Below are 13,932 nucleotides of genomic sequence, written 5' to 3'. Positions count from 1 at the left end.
AAGGAGAGCGTTATGACTGATCACCACACCTATAAGAAAGTCGAGCTGGTCGGCTCCTCCCCGACCAGCATCGAGGAAGCCATCAACAATGCGCTGGCCGAGGCTCACAAGAGCATCAAGCACCTGGAGTGGTTTGAAGTCATCGACACCCGGGGCCATATCAAGGACGGCAAAGCCGCGCACTTCCAGGTCACCCTCAAGGTAGGCTTCCGAATTGCCAATAGTTGAAGCCTTGGTCTAGGCTCTTGAACTTGTGCGCTGGCCGAGTGCCATAGGAAATGGCAAAGCGCTACATGTCTTGAGCCTCAGTCAGGCCGGCGTAAATGCTGACCCTTTTGATCCGACCAGGGAATGTGACCGATGAAAAAACTAGTATTAGCTGCAGCGCTGTTGAGCCTTGCGGGAACAGCCCTTGCTGCAGGCAAGCCGTGTGACGAGCTGAAAAGCGAAATCGCCGCGAAGATCGACGCCAAGGGTGCGTCAGGCTATTCGCTGGAAGTGGTCGATAAAGGCGCGGCTGCTGACGGCAAAGTGGTAGGCACCTGCGAAGCCGGCTCCAAGGAGATCGTCTACAAACGCGGCTGATGTTTCTGCTGCGCAAAGAAAACCGACGCCATGGCGTCGGTTTTTTTAGGCCTGAAAGCGGCCTCAGCCTTTCATTATTTGCGCCAGCAGCTCGTAGGAATGCACGCGGTCGGCGTGTTCGTAGAGGTCGCAGGTGAAAATCAGCTCATCGGCGCCGGTCTGTTCGATCAGCACTTCCAGCTTGGCGCGGATCTTAGCCGGGCTGCCGACCATGGCTAGGCCAAGGAAGCTGGCCACCGCTTCTTTCTCGTGGGGCAGCCACAGGCCGTCCATGGACGCCACCGGTTTGCGCTGCACCAGGCTCTGGCCGCGCATCAGGGCGAGGATGCGCTGGTACACCGAGGTCGCCAGGTAGTCGGCCTGCTCGTCGGTGTCGGCGGCCACCAGGGGCACGCCGAGCATCACGTAAGGTTTGTCGAGCACCGCCGAAGGCTTGAAGTGATTGCGGTACACGCGAATCGCCTCGTGCATGTAGCGCGGGGCGAAATGCGAGGCAAAGGCGTAAGGCAAGCCGAGCTCACCGGCCAGTTGCGCGCTGAACAGGCTCGAACCCAGGAGCCAGACCGGGACGTTGGTACCGGTGCCCGGCACGGCGATCACCCGTTGTTCCGGGCTGCGTGGGCCGAGGTAGGCCATCAGTTCGGCAACGTCTTCGGGGAAGTCGTCGGCGCTGCCGGAGCGTTCCCGGCGCAGGGCGCGGGCGGTCATCTGGTCGGACCCCGGGGCGCGGCCCAAGCCCAGGTCGATGCGCCCCGGGTAGAGGCTTTCCAGGGTGCCGAACTGCTCGGCGATCACCAGCGGCGCATGGTTGGGCAGCATCACCCCGCCGGAGCCGACGCGAATGCTCGAGGTTCCGCCGGCCAGGTAGCCCAGCAGCACCGAGGTGGCGGAACTGGCGATGCCGTCCATGTTGTGGTGCTCGGCGACCCAGAAGCGCGTGTAGCCGAACTTCTCTACGTGTTGCGCCAGGTCCAGGGAATTGCGCAGGGATTGCGCCGGGCTGCCGTCTTCACGCACGGGCACCAGGTCGAGGGTGGAAAATTTGATCTCGGACAGCGGTTTCATAAGCCTGCTTCTCCAATGGCTGCGCAGGCGTTTGTCGTGGGCGGCAAAACCTGGCGAATTCTATAAGTCAGTTCTATGCAATGTGGGCATATACCCGAGATTCAATAGCAGGCTGTGAATTGCTCGCCGATAAATGGCTTGGAATACCCGGGTGAACTTTGCCCGTCCTTCTATCCTCAGACCTTTGAGCAGCACAAACCAATGGCGCGCCACCCGTCGCGTCGGTTCTTGAGGAGACGGATATGAGTATCAAAAAGAAAGCATCGGCTCATTGGGAAGGTGACCTGAAAACCGGCATCGGTTCGATTTCCACTGAAACCGGAGTCCTGCGTGAAGCGCCTTATGGCTTCAAGGCGCGCTTTGAAGGCGGCAAGGGCACCAACCCGGAAGAGCTGATCGGCGCCGCCCATGCGGGTTGTTTTTCCATGGCGTTTTCCATGATTCTCGGTGACGCCGGCTTGAAAGCCGACAGCATCGACACTCAGGCAGAAGTCACCCTGGACCAGGTCGACGGCGGTTTTGCGATTACGGCGGTGCACCTGATCCTCAAGGCGAAAATCCCCGGCGCCAGCCAGCAGCAATTCGAAGAGTTGAGCACCAAGGCCAAGGAAGGATGCCCAGTGTCCAAGGTTCTGAATGCCAAGATCAGCCTCGACGCGACCCTGGTCAGCTAAAGACCCTACTCGGCCTGCACGGCCATTGCCGACAACATGTCGGCGATGGCCGGCTGGTCAACCCTCCACATCCAGCATCCAATGACGCCGCACCTGGCGCCGTTGCCAGCGTGAGTTGTATTGCTGGCTTTCGCGGCTTTGGGCGAACAACTGGCAACCGCCCTCCGCGGCTTCCCCTAAGTTGAAAGTTCGGCGTGCGCCGATGGCGTGTTTGTCTGAGCCGTAGAAGGCGATCACGCGAATTTCCAGGTCGAGAAAACGCCAGGCTGCATCGGGCAGGTGCCCCTGCATGGGAATGTCGTGCAGCAGCGCCAGGCGCTGGATCAAGGTGGCGAAGGTGCCGATGTGGGTGAAGTCGCCCGTGCGCAACGGCCCTTGGCGCGTGGCCTTGTGCAGGATCAGGTCCTGTTCGATCTCGCCCTTGCTCTCTTCGCGGATATCAGTGACATCGCAGCACAGCGGGCCTTGGCTGGTGTTGAGCCGCAACACGATCTGGTTGATGAAGATCGGTTCGGCGCTCATGTTGCTGATCAGGCACAGCGAGCCGATGCCTTTGCCGGCGCCACGGTTGATGATGATGCGCGGGCGCCGCTGGCGCTGGTAATTGTTGAGCAGCAGTTGTGCATAGAGAATCCACACCACCAGGGTGCCAACGCTCACCAGCAGCGTCAGGGGATCCTTGTATTCGCGTAGCCATTCCACCAGTTGCCAGTTCATGTGCGCGCCTATTGTGCTATTCACCCTCTTCGAGCCCGGCATCGGGCGCGGGGTTCAGCTGAATGTGCGTGGGCTCAGAACTCGCTTGGTCAAAAGGCAGTCAGACAAAGTGTCTGCAGCTTCAGCTCATGGGTATGGGCGCTGCAGCAAGGGAGCGGTACATCATGAAACGTTTTGCCTTGGCGGTAGTTTGTTGCGCACTGGCCACGTCGGCCCTGGCGGCCCCCAAGCCCTGTGAAGAACTCAAGGCCGAGATCGAAGCCAAGATCCAGGCCCAGGGCGTGGCGTCCTACACCCTGGAAATCGTCAGCAATGACGAAGTCCACGACAACAACATGGTGGTCGGTAGCTGTGAAAACGGCACCAAGAAGATCATCTATCAGAAGAACGATCGCTGAACCCACTCAGGGCACGCAGTGGATCAGGCGCTCTTCGGCCACCACCTGGCGTTGCGGGTTATACAGCCGGGCGCTGGGGGTGAAGGTCAGCGAGCGGGCTTCCAGCAGGTAACGCTGGCCGGCCTCGAACCGGTCGTAGTTCAAGGTCAGGTAGCACAGGCGTTCTTGCGGGCTGTTCATGCCGCTCATGCCGCTGCCGGGCACTTCGAAATCGAAGCGCACCGTCAGTTCATGGCTGCCGGGGCTGACCTGGAAATAGCGCCCGTCGGTGAGTTTTTGCTTGTCCAGCCGTTCGGCCATTACCAGCTTGCCGCCCGGGGTGCGGGTGATCAGGTCGACCCAGGCCTGTTGCGGGTCGGCGCTGGGCAAGGGGCTGGAGCAGGCGGTCAGGGTGGTGAGGGCGAAAAGCAGCAGGAGCGGGCGCATGATGTCGGCCGATGGGACGCGAAGGGCTCAGCATAACGCCGATCAACTGCGCTGACAGCCTGCCGGTTGTCCGCTGCCCACCAGTTTGCGCTGTTCGTCGTAGAGCTTGGCCCACGGGCGCCAGCCGATGGCCCCGGCCTGCAGTTGGTAGCGCTGGCCGGCGTTGAAGTCGTTGAAGGTCAGGTTCAACTGACAGTCACGCCACAGCGGTTGGGCTTCGGGGCCGATATTGGTCGGCGCCACGGCGAACTGGTAGCGCACGGTCAATTGATGGTTGCCGGGCTGGACTTCAAAATAACGTTTATCGACGGCGGTCTTTTCGTCCACTTCCAGGGCTTGCAGGGTGCTGTCCTGGTGGGCAGCGAGGTCGATCCAGGCTTGCGTCGGATCGGGGTCGGGCAGGCTGGCGCAGCCATTCAGGGCGAGCAATCCAGTGGTCAACAGCAACACGCGCATGGCGAAACTCCAGGCAGGCGAGATAGTCTGGCGGGCAGACCCTCGGAGGATGATTCGATTTGACTAGGCCGCGTTCAAGCCATGGGTTACTTGATCCTGTTTTGCGTCTTTTGTTTCCGGGCCTGGTGCTTTTGTTGCTCAACGGTTGTTCCAGCCTGGGCTATTACGGCCAGTTGGCCAGCGGCCAGTGGCAGTTGTTGCGGGCGCGTACGCCGGTGCAACAGGTGCTCGACGACCCCGCTCGCGACCCGCAATTGCGGGCCCACCTGGCCCAGTCGCAAAAAGCCCGGGCCTTCGCCAGTCAGCACCTGCACCTGCCGGACAATCAGAGCTATCGCCTGTTTGCCGACATAGGCCGGCCCTATGTGGTGTGGAATGTGTTCGCCACGGCGGAGTTTTCCCTGAGCCCGCAAACCCATTGCTTCCCGATTGCCGGTTGCGTGGCCTATCGCGGCTATTACAGCCAGGGCGCCGCGCGCGGGGAAGCGGCGCTGCAACAGCAGCAAGGCATGGACGTGTCGATAGGCGGGGTGGAGGCGTATTCCACGCTGGGTTGGTTCAATGACCCGATCATCAGTTCGATGCTGCATTGGGGGGATGAGCGCCTGGCGACCCTGATCTTCCACGAACTGGCACATCAGCGCTTTTATGTGCAGGACGACACCGAGTTCAACGAGTCCTTTGCCAACTTTGTCGAGCAGGAAGGCACTCGGCAATGGCGTGCTTATCGCGGCCTGCCGCCCTTGGCGGAAGGGGATCGGCGTCAGCGCGATGAGTTTATCCAGTTGCTGCTCGATTGCCGCAAGCGCTTGGGGCAGCTGTACGCCCTGCCCTTGCCCGCCGAGCAGATGCGCCAGCGCAAGGCCGCGGAGTTCGACCGTCTGCGGCAAGACTATCGCCAACGGCGGGATCACCGGTGGGGCGGCTCCAAGCGCTACGACGCCTGGATCGACGCCCCATTGAACAACGCGCGCTTGCTGCCCTTTGGCCTGTACGACCAATGGGTGCCGGCGTTCGCCGCGTTGTTCGCCCAGGTGAAGGGGGATTGGCCGGCGTTCTACACCGCCGTGGAACAGCTCGGGCGCTTGCCGATCGAGCAACGCAAGGCGGCCCTGGCGAGGCTGGCCGGCGAGAGCTTCGCCCTAGCTCCCTAAACCCTAGCTCCGTAAAAACGCCTGATGTAGCTCGGCCAGGGTCTCGAAGTGATAGGCCGGCGCCTCGGCGGTCAATTCCTCACGGCTGCCAAACCCGTAGCCCACCGCCGCTGCGTCCAGCCCGTTGCGCTGGGCGCCGATCAGGTCGTGCTTGCGGTCGCCGATCATCAGGGTGCTGGCCGGGTCGAGGTGTTCTTCGGCCAGCAGATGGGCGATCAACTGCACTTTGTCGGTGCGGGTGCCATCCAGCTCGCTGCCGTAGATCACCTTGAAGTGCTTGGCAAAATCGAAGTGCCGGGCGATTTCCCGGGCGAATACCCAAGGCTTGGAGGTGGCGATGTACAGCTGCCGGCCCTGCCCGTTCAAGGTTTCCAGCAGCGGCGTGACGCCGTCGAACACGCGGTTTTCATAGAGACCGGTGACCTTGAAGCGCTCGCGGTAGAAATTCACCGCCTCCCAGGCCCGGGCCTCGTCGAAGTCGTAGAACTGCATAAAGGCTTGCAACAAAGGCGGGCCGATAAAGTGTTCGAGCTTGCTCAGGTCAGGCTCGTCGATCCCCAGTTTGCCCAGGGCGAACTGGATCGAGCGGGTAATGCCTTCGCGGGGGTCGGTCAGGGTGCCATCGAGGTCGAACAGAACGGTTTGGTAATGCATGGAATTTCCTGGGCAGTGGGGCAAAAGGTCAGGGACGGTCGTAGCCTTCGGCCAGGTGCAGGTCCTTGAGTTTCACGTAATTGGCGGCGCTGTAGGTGAAGAACGCACGCTCCTTGTCGGTCAGCGGGCGCACGGCTTTCACCGGGCTGCCCACATACAGGAAGCCGCTTTCCAGGCGTTTGCCCGGCGGCACCAGGCTGCCGGCGCCGATGATCACCTCGTCTTCGACCACTGCACCGTCCATGACGATGCTGCCCATGCCGATGAGGATCCGGCTGCCGATCTGGCAGCCATGGAGCATGACCTTGTGGGCGACGGTGACGTCATCACCGATCAGCAGCGGAAAGCCGTCGGGGTTGAACGGTCCGGCGTGGGTGATGTGCAGTACGCAGCCGTCCTGCACGCTGGTGCGGGCGCCGATGCGGATGCGGTGCATGTCGCCGCGGATCACCGTGAGCGGCCAGATGGAGCTGTCGGCGCCGATTTCGACGTCGCCGATCACCACCGCCGAGCTGTCGACGAAGGCCCGTTCGCCGAGGCTCGGCGTGAGGTTCTGGTAAGTGCGAATGGCCAAGTGGGGTTGCCTCTCTGACATTTATTAATGGGGTCGATAGCTGCGGTTGGCATCGATTGTAATTAAGATGGCGCTACGTTTCTTCCAGCCAAGGTGCCAACCGTGAGCCTGAACAACCCTCTTCTACAGTCCTACGACCTGCCGCCGTTCTCGGCGATCCGTGCCGAGCATGTGCAACCGGCCATCGAACAGATCCTGGCGGACAACCGGGTTGCCATCGCTGAAATCCTCAAGAGCCAAGGCCAGCAGCCGACCTGGGCCGGCCTGGTGCTGGCCATGGACGAGCTAAATGATCGCCTGGGCGCCGCCTGGAGCCCGGTCAGCCACCTGAACGCCGTGTGCAACAGCGCAGAACTGCGTGAAGCCTATGAAGCGTGCCTGCCGGCGTTGAGTGCCTACTCCACCGAAATGGGCCAGAACCGTGAGCTGTTCCAGGCCTTCGAAGCCCTGGCCAATGGCCCGGAAGCCGCGACCTTCGACGTTGCGCAAAAAACCATCCTGGAACATTCCCTGCGGGATTTCCGCCTGTCGGGTATCGACCTGCCGCCTGAGCAACAGCAGCGTTATGCCGAAGTGCAAAGCAAGCTCTCGGAGCTGGGCAGCCGCTTCTCCAACCAGTTGCTCGATGCCACCCAGGCCTGGACCAAGCACGTCACCGACGAAGCGTCCCTGGCCGGCCTGACCGATTCGGCCAAGGCGCAAATGGCTGCCGCCGCGCAAGCCAAGGACCTGGACGGCTGGCTGATTACCCTGGAATTCCCTAGTTACTACGCCGTGATGACCTACGCCGAAGACCGCGCCCTGCGCGAAGAAGTCTATGGCGCCTACTGCACCCGTGCGTCGGACCAAGGCCCGAACGCCGGTCAGAATGATAACGGCCCGGTGATGGAACAGATCCTCGACCTGCGCCAGGAATTGGCCCAGCTGTTGGGTTTCGCCAGCTACTCCGAGCTGAGCCTGGCCACCAAGATGGCCGAGTCCAGCGACCAAGTGCTGAGCTTTCTGCGGGACCTGGCCAAGCGCAGCAAGCCGTTCGCCGCCCAGGACCTGGAGCAGCTCAAGGCCTACGCCGCCGAACAAGGCTGCCCGGACCTGCAAAGCTGGGACAGCGGTTTCTACGGTGAAAAACTCCGCGAGCAGCGCTACAGCGTGGCCCAGGAAGCCCTGCGCGCCTACTTCCCGATCGACAAGGTGCTGAGCGGCCTGTTCGCCATTGTCCAGCGCCTGTACGGCATCGAGATTGCCGAACAGAAGGGCTTCGACACCTGGCACCCGGATGTCCGCCTGTTTGAAATCAAGGAAAACGGCCAGCACGTTGGGCGTTTCTTCTTCGACCTGTACGCCCGCGCCAACAAGCGTGGCGGTGCCTGGATGGACGGCGCCCGTGATCGTCGGCGCACCCTGGAAGGCACCTTGCAGAACCCAGTGGCCAACCTGGTGTGCAACTTCACCCCAGCCGTGAGCGGCAAGCCGGCGCTGCTGACCCACGACGAAGTCACCACCCTGTTCCACGAATTTGGCCATGGCCTGCACCACCTGCTGACCCGGGTCGAGCACGCTGGCGTCTCCGGCATCAACGGCGTGGCCTGGGATGCGGTGGAGCTGCCGAGCCAGTTCATGGAGAACTGGTGCTGGGAGCCGGAAGGCCTGGCGCTGATCTCCGGTCACTACGAAAGCGGCGAACCCCTGCCCCAGGACCTGCTGCAGAAAATGCTCGCGGCGAAGAACTTCCAGTCCGGCCTGATGATGGTGCGCCAGCTGGAGTTCTCGCTGTTCGACTTCGAACTGCACGCCACCCACGGTGATGGCCGCAGCGTGCTGCAGGTGCTCGAAGGCGTGCGTGACGAGGTCTCGGTCATGCGTCCGCCAGCCTACAACCGCTTCCCCAACAGCTTTGCGCACATCTTCGCCGGCGGCTACGCGGCCGGTTACTACAGCTACAAGTGGGCTGAAGTGCTGTCGGCGGACGCCTTCTCCAAGTTCGAGGAAGACGGTGTGCTCAACCCGCAGACCGGTCGCGCCTTCCGCGAGGCGATCCTGGCCCGTGGCGGTTCCCAGGCGCCGATGGTGCTGTTCGTCGATTTCCGCGGACGCGCCCCGTCGATTGACGCACTCTTGCGCCACAGCGGCCTGAGTGAGGACGCTGCAGCATGAGTGATGCACCCGTGACCACGACCAAGAAACGTTTTATCGCCGGGGCGGTTTGCCCGGCGTGCAGTGAGCCGGACCGGCTGATGATGTGGAGCGAAGACGGCGTGCCCCACCGTGAGTGCGTGGCCTGCGGTTATGCCGACACCCTGAATGAACAGGGGTTGTCGGTGCCCAAGGAATTGGGCACGCGGGTCAACACCACCGCGTTGAAAGTGCCGGATACCAAGGTGCAAGCGGTGCAGTTCTTCCCCAACCCCAAGCTCAAGAAAAAGCCCGAATAACCCCGTAAGGGGGCGGGCTGTCTGCATTGGTGACGCGGTTTTTGCAGGAGCCGGCTTGCCGGCGATGGCGGTCCTGAGGACGCTATCGCTGACACGCCAGCTCCTATCGCGGCGGTCAATGGGCGGGTTTGCTGGCGCTGACGGTCGATAGCCAACTTTTGACCGAGCAGGTGGCAAACACGCTGGTGCTGCAATCGCCATTGGCCAATGCGCTACGCAGTTTGTCGACATCGGCCTGCATCATGTAGCGAACACTGTCCTTGAAGTGGGTACTTTCGCCGAACCCGCCCTGGGTCATTTCATTCAGGGCGTCCTCTTTGCTCCAGCCCTGGACCACTACTCGGTACATCGCCGACATCAACCCTGTGCGATCGGAACCGTGCTTGCAGTGCATCAGCACCGGGCCTTGGCTCTCGGCTTCTTGAATGGCCCGCAACGCCGCCAGCACATCGGCATCGTCCACATGGTTGGTCCGATAAGGCAATTGCACCTGCTTGATCCCCGGGCTCGACAGCCAGTCGGCGTCGGACTCTGGCAGGAAGGTGATTACCGTCCCCACCTTGAGTTTTTCCAGCAACGGCACCGCCCCTTTGTCGGGCAAGGCGCTGCGATAGAGGGTGGGCGACATCTGATACAGGTTGTATTGCACCTCCACCGGCTGCGCCCATTGTTCCGGGCGGGTCGAGGGCGTGGAGGCGGCCTGCACCTGTGGCCACGCGAGCAGCGCCAACAATGACAAACAGAGAGCAGGGAGGACGCGGGTTCTGGACATGCGCAGTGGGCCGTAGATGAGGGATGGGCGGATGCCAGGCAGCTTCGGCTTCGGCCAGTCAAAGGCCCGTGAGGCGTTCGTCAAAGATTCGTGAAGTCGCCGATTTCAGGGGGCTTTCCGGCCTTTCGTGACAGTTTTTCATCCGCTTCGATGGGTTCAAGGATCAAGGCCGAGGCGAACCGGCGCCCTGAAGGTCACGGGGTTTCGGTCGGGCGGTGCTGGTCAGATAAATCTGGCTCCATTACTGTATGTGCATACAGTAATGGAGCGCCGTCCATGTTCACCCCTCTACCTCCCCGCGGCCGCGGTACTGCGAGCAACCCGCACAATCGTTTTGCCGCCCACCGCTCGGTGGCCGAGGACGATGGCTGGTATCAGGAAGTGCCGCTGACCCAAGGCACGCAAGTCCGTTTTGAAACGGCGAAGACCATCATCACCCGCAACCAGTCGCCGGACCTGCCCTTTGACCGCTCGATCAACCCCTATCGCGGTTGCGAGCATGGCTGTATCTACTGCTACGCACGGCCCAGCCATGCTTATTGGGATATGTCCCCGGGGCTGGATTTCGAGACCAAGCTGATCGCCAAGAGCAACACCGGCGCGCTGCTGGAGCAGCAGTTGTCCAAGCCGGGTTATCGCTGCGCGCCGATCAACCTGGGTTCCAACACCGATCCCTATCAGCCCATCGAACGTGAACAGCAGCTCAGCCGGCGCACCCTGGAAGTGCTGCTGCGCTATCGCCATCCGGTGACCATTGTCACCAAGGGGTCGTTGATCCTCCGGGACCTGGACTTGCTGGTCGAGTTGGCGCAGCGACGGTTGGTGGCGGTGATGATCAGCCTGACCACCCTGGACGATGAGCTCAAACGCATCCTCGAGCCCCGTGCGGCGGCGCCCAAGGCCCGGTTGCGGGCGATCCGGGTGATGCGCGAGGCGGGGATTCCGGTGGGTGTCTTGTGTTCGCCGATGATCCCTATGATCAATGACAGCGAGTTGGAGAGCCTGCTCAGTGAAGCCAAGGCAGCCGGCGCGCAAAGCGCGGCCTATATGATGCTGCGGTTGCCGCTGGAGGTGGCGCCGCTGTTCGAGGAATGGCTGTTGGCGCATTATCCCCAGCGCGCCGCCCATGTCTTGAGCCTGATCCGCCAGACCCGTGGCGGCGAACTGTACGACAGCCGCTTTGGTGCACGGATGCGCGGTGAAGGCCCCTTCGCCGAACTTCTGGCCCAGCGTTTTGCCAAAGCCAGCAAGCGCTTGGGGCTTGATCGTCGTGACAACTTCAACCTGGATTGCACGGCCTTTTGTCCGCCAGGCGGGCAGATGTCGTTGCTCTAGCAGCCCATGGCCTAAGGTTTAAGGGCTGCCCCGGACAGGCTGGTCACGTTTTTGCAGAGGCAATAGTGGCGATCTAGAGCCCTCCGTTCAGTTTGAGTTAAGTTTTTGCCGCTACCTTGTTCACCAAGTGACCCACAGGTCGCGATGGGCGGTCTGGTTGTTTTTTAATCAATCACTAGCGTCCTGCCGGATAAATCTGGAAAATTCACCTAATCCGTCAAAGAGGATGAATCATGAGTGACAAGGATAAACAGCCATTGGCTGCATCGGCTTCAGCCCCCAGCCAGGGCGCCGAAAGCGCCGATGCAGCGCTGCAAAATATCGTTGAGGGTTTTTTGCGTTTTCATCACGAGGTTTTTCCGCAACAGGAAGAGCTCTTCAAAAAACTCGCCACCGCCCAGCAACCCCGGGCGATGTTCATTACCTGCGCGGACTCGCGCATCGTTCCAGAGCTGATTACCCAGAGTTCCCCCGGCGACCTGTTCGTTACCCGTAACGTCGGCAACGTAGTGCCGCCCTACGGACAGATGAACGGTGGCGTCTCCACCGCCATCGAGTACGCGGTGCTGGCCCTGGGGGTGCATCACATCATTGTCTGCGGGCATTCGGACTGTGGCGCCATGCGCGCCGTGCTCAACCCGCAAAGCCTGGAAAAAATGCCCACGGTCAAAGCCTGGCTGCGTCATGCCGAAGTGGCCAAGACCATGGTTCATGAAAACTGTGATTGCGCCGATGAAAGCGCCAGCATGCATGTGCTGACCGAAGAAAACGTCATCGCCCAGTTGCAGCATTTGCGCACCCACCCTTCCGTGGCTTCGCGCATGGCTAACGGCCAGTTGTACATCCACGGCTGGGTGTACGACATCGAAACCAGCGCCATCAAGGCCTACGACGCCGATCAAGGCTGTTTCCTGCCGCTTGATGGCAGCCATCCGGTGCCGGTTGCGACGCCCAAAGCGCGCTTCTAAATCCTCCTAACGACCTGTGTGGTTCAAGCCATGACTGCCTTTTGTGCGGTCTGGCTTCGCCATGCCTGAAGAAAACTTCGGGAGCATTGTCATGCGTGCAGCACAACTCAAAGCGGTTTTGCCACGGGAGCTGATGGCGTCCGTGGTGGTGTTTCTGGTGGCCCTGCCCCTGTGCATGGGGATCGCCATTGCCTCGGGCCTGCCGCCCGCCAAGGGCTTGATTACCGGAATCATCGGCGGGCTGGTGGTGGGCTGGCTGGCCGGCTCTCCCCTGCAGGTCAGCGGCCCGGCCGCCGGGCTGGCGGTGCTGGTGTTCGAACTGGTGCGCCAGCACGGGGTGGTGATGTTGGGGCCGATCCTGCTGCTGGCGGGCTTCCTGCAACTGTTGGCCGGGCGTTTGCGCCTGGGCTGCTGGTTCCGGGTCACGGCGCCAGCAGTGGTCTACGGCATGTTGGCGGGGATTGGTGTGTTGATCGTGCTATCCCAGGTCCATGTGATGCTCGACGCCAAGCCCAACGCCTCGGGGCTGGATAACCTGGCAGGCTTCCCGGGGGCGGTGGCCGAGGCCTTGCCGAGCCTGGGCTGGCAGGCCGGGGCATTGGGGCTGGGCACCATCGCGGTGATGTACCTCTGGGAAAAACTTCGCCCCCAGGCGCTGCGCTTTATCCCGGGCGCGCTGCTCGGCGTAGGGGCGGCGACCTGCGCAAGCCTGGTCCTGGCGTTGCAGGTAAACCGGGTCAACGTGCCAGAAAACCTGGCCGAGGCCATCGACTGGTTGCGCCCCAGCGACCTGCTCAACCTGGCGGATCCGCAGTTATTGATCGCGGCCTTCGCCGTGGCCTTTATCGCCAGCGCTGAAACCCTGCTTTCGGCCGCTGCGGTGGACCGCATGCACAGCGGCCAGCGTTCGGATTTTGACCGCGAACTCTCGGCCCAAGGCGTCGGCAATATGCTCTGCGGATTGCTGGGGGCGTTGCCCATGACCGGCGTCATTGTGCGCAGTTCGGCCAATGTCCAGGCGGGGGCGACGACGCGTTATTCGGCGATTTTCCATGGCTTTTGGCTGCTGGGTTTTGTGCTGTTGCTGTCCAGCGTGCTGCAAAGCATTCCGGTGGCGAGCCTGGCCGGGGTGCTGGTCTACACCGGTTTCAAACTGGTGGACCTCAAGGCTTTCCGTGGCCTGGGACGTTACGGGCGGATGCCGATGCTGATCTACGGGGTCACGGCCCTGGCGATTATCTTTAGCGACTTGCTCACCGGGGTACTGATTGGTTTCGGCCTGACCCTGGCCCAGTTGGCCTGGAAAGCCTCGCGCTTGAAAATCAGCCTGATCGACCTGCCAGAGCCAGGGGAGATGGAGTTGCGACTGGTGGGGGCGGCGACCTTCCTCAAAGTGCCGGCGCTGACCCGGGTTCTGGGGACCATCCCGGCGGGCACCACCGTGCACGTACCGCTGAATAACCTGAACTACATCGATCATTCCTGCCTGGAATTGCTGGAGGAATGGGCACGGGCCAACAGCGCCAAGGGCAACCGGCTGCTGATCGAGGAGCGAGGCTTGAAGCGGCGCCTGGAGGGACGCTTGACCACCACCACGGGCGTGGGGTCGGGGCGGGCGATGGTTGCGGTCGATACCGGCGGGCGCTGAGTGCACCCTTCGTGGCGAGTGGGGGCAAGCCCCCTCGCCACGCGTTTTGGGTTCAATCAGCCCGGGTCATGTGG

General features: G+C 61.9%; 17 protein-coding genes. 10 read left to right on the top strand and 7 right to left on the bottom strand.

The features are described from left to right. Positions 1–12: 12 nt before the first annotated feature. Positions 13–228 (top strand): dodecin, encoded by a 216-nt coding sequence (locus M1B35_RS02380; RefSeq protein WP_123328032.1) that lies wholly within the window; start codon positions 13–15, stop codon positions 226–228. A 132-nt stretch (positions 229–360) separates the two neighbouring features. Then, positions 361–585, top strand: coding sequence for a DUF1161 domain-containing protein (locus M1B35_RS02375; RefSeq protein WP_123328033.1), 225 nt, complete (start codon positions 361–363; stop codon positions 583–585). 63 nt (positions 586–648) lie between these two features. Here the strand turns inward: M1B35_RS02375 and M1B35_RS02370 are convergent, their stop codons facing one another. Continuing rightward, positions 649–1,650 (bottom strand): LLM class flavin-dependent oxidoreductase, encoded by a 1,002-nt coding sequence (locus tag M1B35_RS02370; protein ID WP_123328034.1) that lies wholly within the window; start codon positions 1,648–1,650, stop codon positions 649–651. A gap of 242 nt (positions 1,651–1,892) precedes the next feature. On the opposite strand from M1B35_RS02370, the gene M1B35_RS02365 reads away from it, so the two are divergent. Further along, the gene (locus tag M1B35_RS02365) at positions 1,893–2,324 is read left to right on the top strand and encodes an OsmC family protein (protein ID WP_123328035.1); all 432 of its coding nucleotides are present in this window, start codon (positions 1,893–1,895) and stop codon (positions 2,322–2,324) included. Between the two features lie 57 nt (positions 2,325–2,381). On the opposite strand, the gene M1B35_RS02360 is transcribed toward M1B35_RS02365, so the two are convergent. Then, positions 2,382–3,041, bottom strand: a complete 660-nt coding sequence (locus M1B35_RS02360; protein WP_185039026.1) for a hypothetical protein — start codon at positions 3,039–3,041, stop codon at positions 2,382–2,384. A 164-nt stretch (positions 3,042–3,205) separates the two neighbouring features. On the opposite strand from M1B35_RS02360, the gene M1B35_RS02355 reads away from it, so the two are divergent. Next, positions 3,206–3,439 carry a DUF1161 domain-containing protein gene (locus tag M1B35_RS02355; RefSeq protein WP_123328036.1) on the top strand — a complete coding sequence of 78 codons (234 nt, stop codon included), beginning with the start codon at positions 3,206–3,208 and terminating at the stop codon, positions 3,437–3,439. Positions 3,440–3,445: 6 nt separating this feature from the next. Here M1B35_RS02355 and M1B35_RS02350 read toward each other — a convergent pair whose 3' ends face one another. Beyond that, a complete protein-coding gene (locus M1B35_RS02350) occupies positions 3,446–3,865 on the bottom strand; it encodes a PA0061/PA0062 family lipoprotein (protein ID WP_123328037.1) in 420 nt (139 codons plus the stop codon). Positions 3,866–3,907: 42 nt separating this feature from the next. After that, positions 3,908–4,321, bottom strand: a complete 414-nt coding sequence (locus M1B35_RS02345; protein ID WP_268261121.1) for a PA0061/PA0062 family lipoprotein — start codon at positions 4,319–4,321, stop codon at positions 3,908–3,910. A 59-nt stretch (positions 4,322–4,380) separates the two neighbouring features. Between M1B35_RS02345 and M1B35_RS02340 the strand changes: the two genes are divergently transcribed. Continuing rightward, positions 4,381–5,475 (top strand): aminopeptidase, encoded by a 1,095-nt coding sequence (locus tag M1B35_RS02340; protein ID WP_268261120.1) that lies wholly within the window; start codon positions 4,381–4,383, stop codon positions 5,473–5,475. Between the two features lie 3 nt (positions 5,476–5,478). On the opposite strand, the gene M1B35_RS02335 is transcribed toward M1B35_RS02340, so the two are convergent. Next, entirely contained in the window at positions 5,479–6,129 is a 651-nt protein-coding gene (locus M1B35_RS02335) for an HAD family hydrolase (protein ID WP_268261119.1), read from the bottom strand. Between the two features lie 28 nt (positions 6,130–6,157). Continuing rightward, a complete protein-coding gene (locus tag M1B35_RS02330) occupies positions 6,158–6,703 on the bottom strand; it encodes a gamma carbonic anhydrase family protein (protein WP_268261118.1) in 546 nt (181 codons plus the stop codon). Positions 6,704–6,805: 102 nt separating this feature from the next. On the opposite strand from M1B35_RS02330, the gene prlC reads away from it, so the two are divergent. Both prlC and M1B35_RS02320 read left to right on the top strand, forming a co-directional pair. Beyond that, positions 6,806–8,857 (top strand): oligopeptidase A, encoded by a 2,052-nt coding sequence (prlC, locus tag M1B35_RS02325; RefSeq protein ID WP_268261117.1) that lies wholly within the window; start codon positions 6,806–6,808, stop codon positions 8,855–8,857. Continuing rightward, positions 8,854–9,135 carry a YheV family putative zinc ribbon protein gene (locus M1B35_RS02320; protein WP_123328043.1) on the top strand — a complete coding sequence of 94 codons (282 nt, stop codon included), beginning with the start codon at positions 8,854–8,856 and terminating at the stop codon, positions 9,133–9,135. Before prlC ends, M1B35_RS02320 begins: the two co-directional genes overlap by 4 nt. 115 nt (positions 9,136–9,250) lie before the next feature. On the opposite strand, the gene M1B35_RS02315 is transcribed toward M1B35_RS02320, so the two are convergent. After that, positions 9,251–9,907, bottom strand: coding sequence for a phosphatase domain-containing protein (locus M1B35_RS02315; protein WP_268261116.1), 657 nt, complete (start codon positions 9,905–9,907; stop codon positions 9,251–9,253). A gap of 276 nt (positions 9,908–10,183) precedes the next feature. Here M1B35_RS02315 and M1B35_RS02310 point away from each other — a divergent pair, with 276 nt between their 5' ends. The 3 genes from M1B35_RS02310 to M1B35_RS02300 all read left to right on the top strand — a co-directional run bounded on the left by M1B35_RS02310 (position 10,184) and on the right by M1B35_RS02300 (position 13,858). Next, complete coding sequence (locus M1B35_RS02310) at positions 10,184–11,242, top strand: PA0069 family radical SAM protein (RefSeq protein WP_268261115.1); 1,059 nt, start codon at positions 10,184–10,186, stop codon at positions 11,240–11,242. A gap of 233 nt (positions 11,243–11,475) precedes the next feature. Next, the gene (locus M1B35_RS02305) at positions 11,476–12,210 is read left to right on the top strand and encodes a carbonic anhydrase (protein WP_123328048.1); all 735 of its coding nucleotides are present in this window, start codon (positions 11,476–11,478) and stop codon (positions 12,208–12,210) included. A gap of 91 nt (positions 12,211–12,301) precedes the next feature. Further along, positions 12,302–13,858: a SulP family inorganic anion transporter gene (locus tag M1B35_RS02300; RefSeq protein ID WP_268261114.1), complete on the top strand. Its 1,557-nt coding sequence runs from the start codon at positions 12,302–12,304 to the stop codon at positions 13,856–13,858. The last annotated feature ends 74 nt before the right edge of the window (positions 13,859–13,932 follow it).

Source organism: Pseudomonas morbosilactucae (assembly GCF_023241665.1).
Taxonomy (GTDB): domain Bacteria; phylum Pseudomonadota; class Gammaproteobacteria; order Pseudomonadales; family Pseudomonadaceae; genus Aquipseudomonas; species Aquipseudomonas morbosilactucae.
This window is presented reverse-complemented; position numbering and strand designations above follow the sequence as displayed.

Bases quoted from the DNA above. Each gene is read 5' to 3' on its own strand.
- M1B35_RS02335 (WP_268261119.1), bottom strand. From the start codon at position 6,129: ATGCATTACCAAACCGTTCTGTTCGACCTCGATGGCACCCTGACCGAC.
- M1B35_RS02315 (WP_268261116.1), bottom strand. From the start codon at position 9,907: ATGTCCAGAACCCGCGTCCTCCCTGCTCTCTGTTTGTCATTGTTGGCG.
- M1B35_RS02375 (WP_123328033.1), top strand. From the start codon at position 361: ATGAAAAAACTAGTATTAGCTGCAGCGCTGTTGAGCCTTGCGGGAACA.
- M1B35_RS02310 (WP_268261115.1), top strand. From the start codon at position 10,184: ATGTTCACCCCTCTACCTCCCCGCGGCCGCGGTACTGCGAGCAACCCG.
- M1B35_RS02350 (WP_123328037.1), bottom strand. From the start codon at position 3,865: ATGCGCCCGCTCCTGCTGCTTTTCGCCCTCACCACCCTGACCGCCTGC.
- M1B35_RS02355 (WP_123328036.1), top strand. From the start codon at position 3,206: ATGAAACGTTTTGCCTTGGCGGTAGTTTGTTGCGCACTGGCCACGTCG.
- M1B35_RS02345 (WP_268261121.1), bottom strand. From the start codon at position 4,321: ATGCGCGTGTTGCTGTTGACCACTGGATTGCTCGCCCTGAATGGCTGC.
- M1B35_RS02305 (WP_123328048.1), top strand. From the start codon at position 11,476: ATGAGTGACAAGGATAAACAGCCATTGGCTGCATCGGCTTCAGCCCCC.
- M1B35_RS02370 (WP_123328034.1), bottom strand. From the start codon at position 1,650: ATGAAACCGCTGTCCGAGATCAAATTTTCCACCCTCGACCTGGTGCCC.
- M1B35_RS02365 (WP_123328035.1), top strand. From the start codon at position 1,893: ATGAGTATCAAAAAGAAAGCATCGGCTCATTGGGAAGGTGACCTGAAA.
- M1B35_RS02300 (WP_268261114.1), top strand. From the start codon at position 12,302: ATGCGTGCAGCACAACTCAAAGCGGTTTTGCCACGGGAGCTGATGGCG.
- M1B35_RS02320 (WP_123328043.1), top strand. From the start codon at position 8,854: ATGAGTGATGCACCCGTGACCACGACCAAGAAACGTTTTATCGCCGGG.
- M1B35_RS02380 (WP_123328032.1), top strand. From the start codon at position 13: ATGACTGATCACCACACCTATAAGAAAGTCGAGCTGGTCGGCTCCTCC.
- M1B35_RS02360 (WP_185039026.1), bottom strand. From the start codon at position 3,041: ATGAACTGGCAACTGGTGGAATGGCTACGCGAATACAAGGATCCCCTG.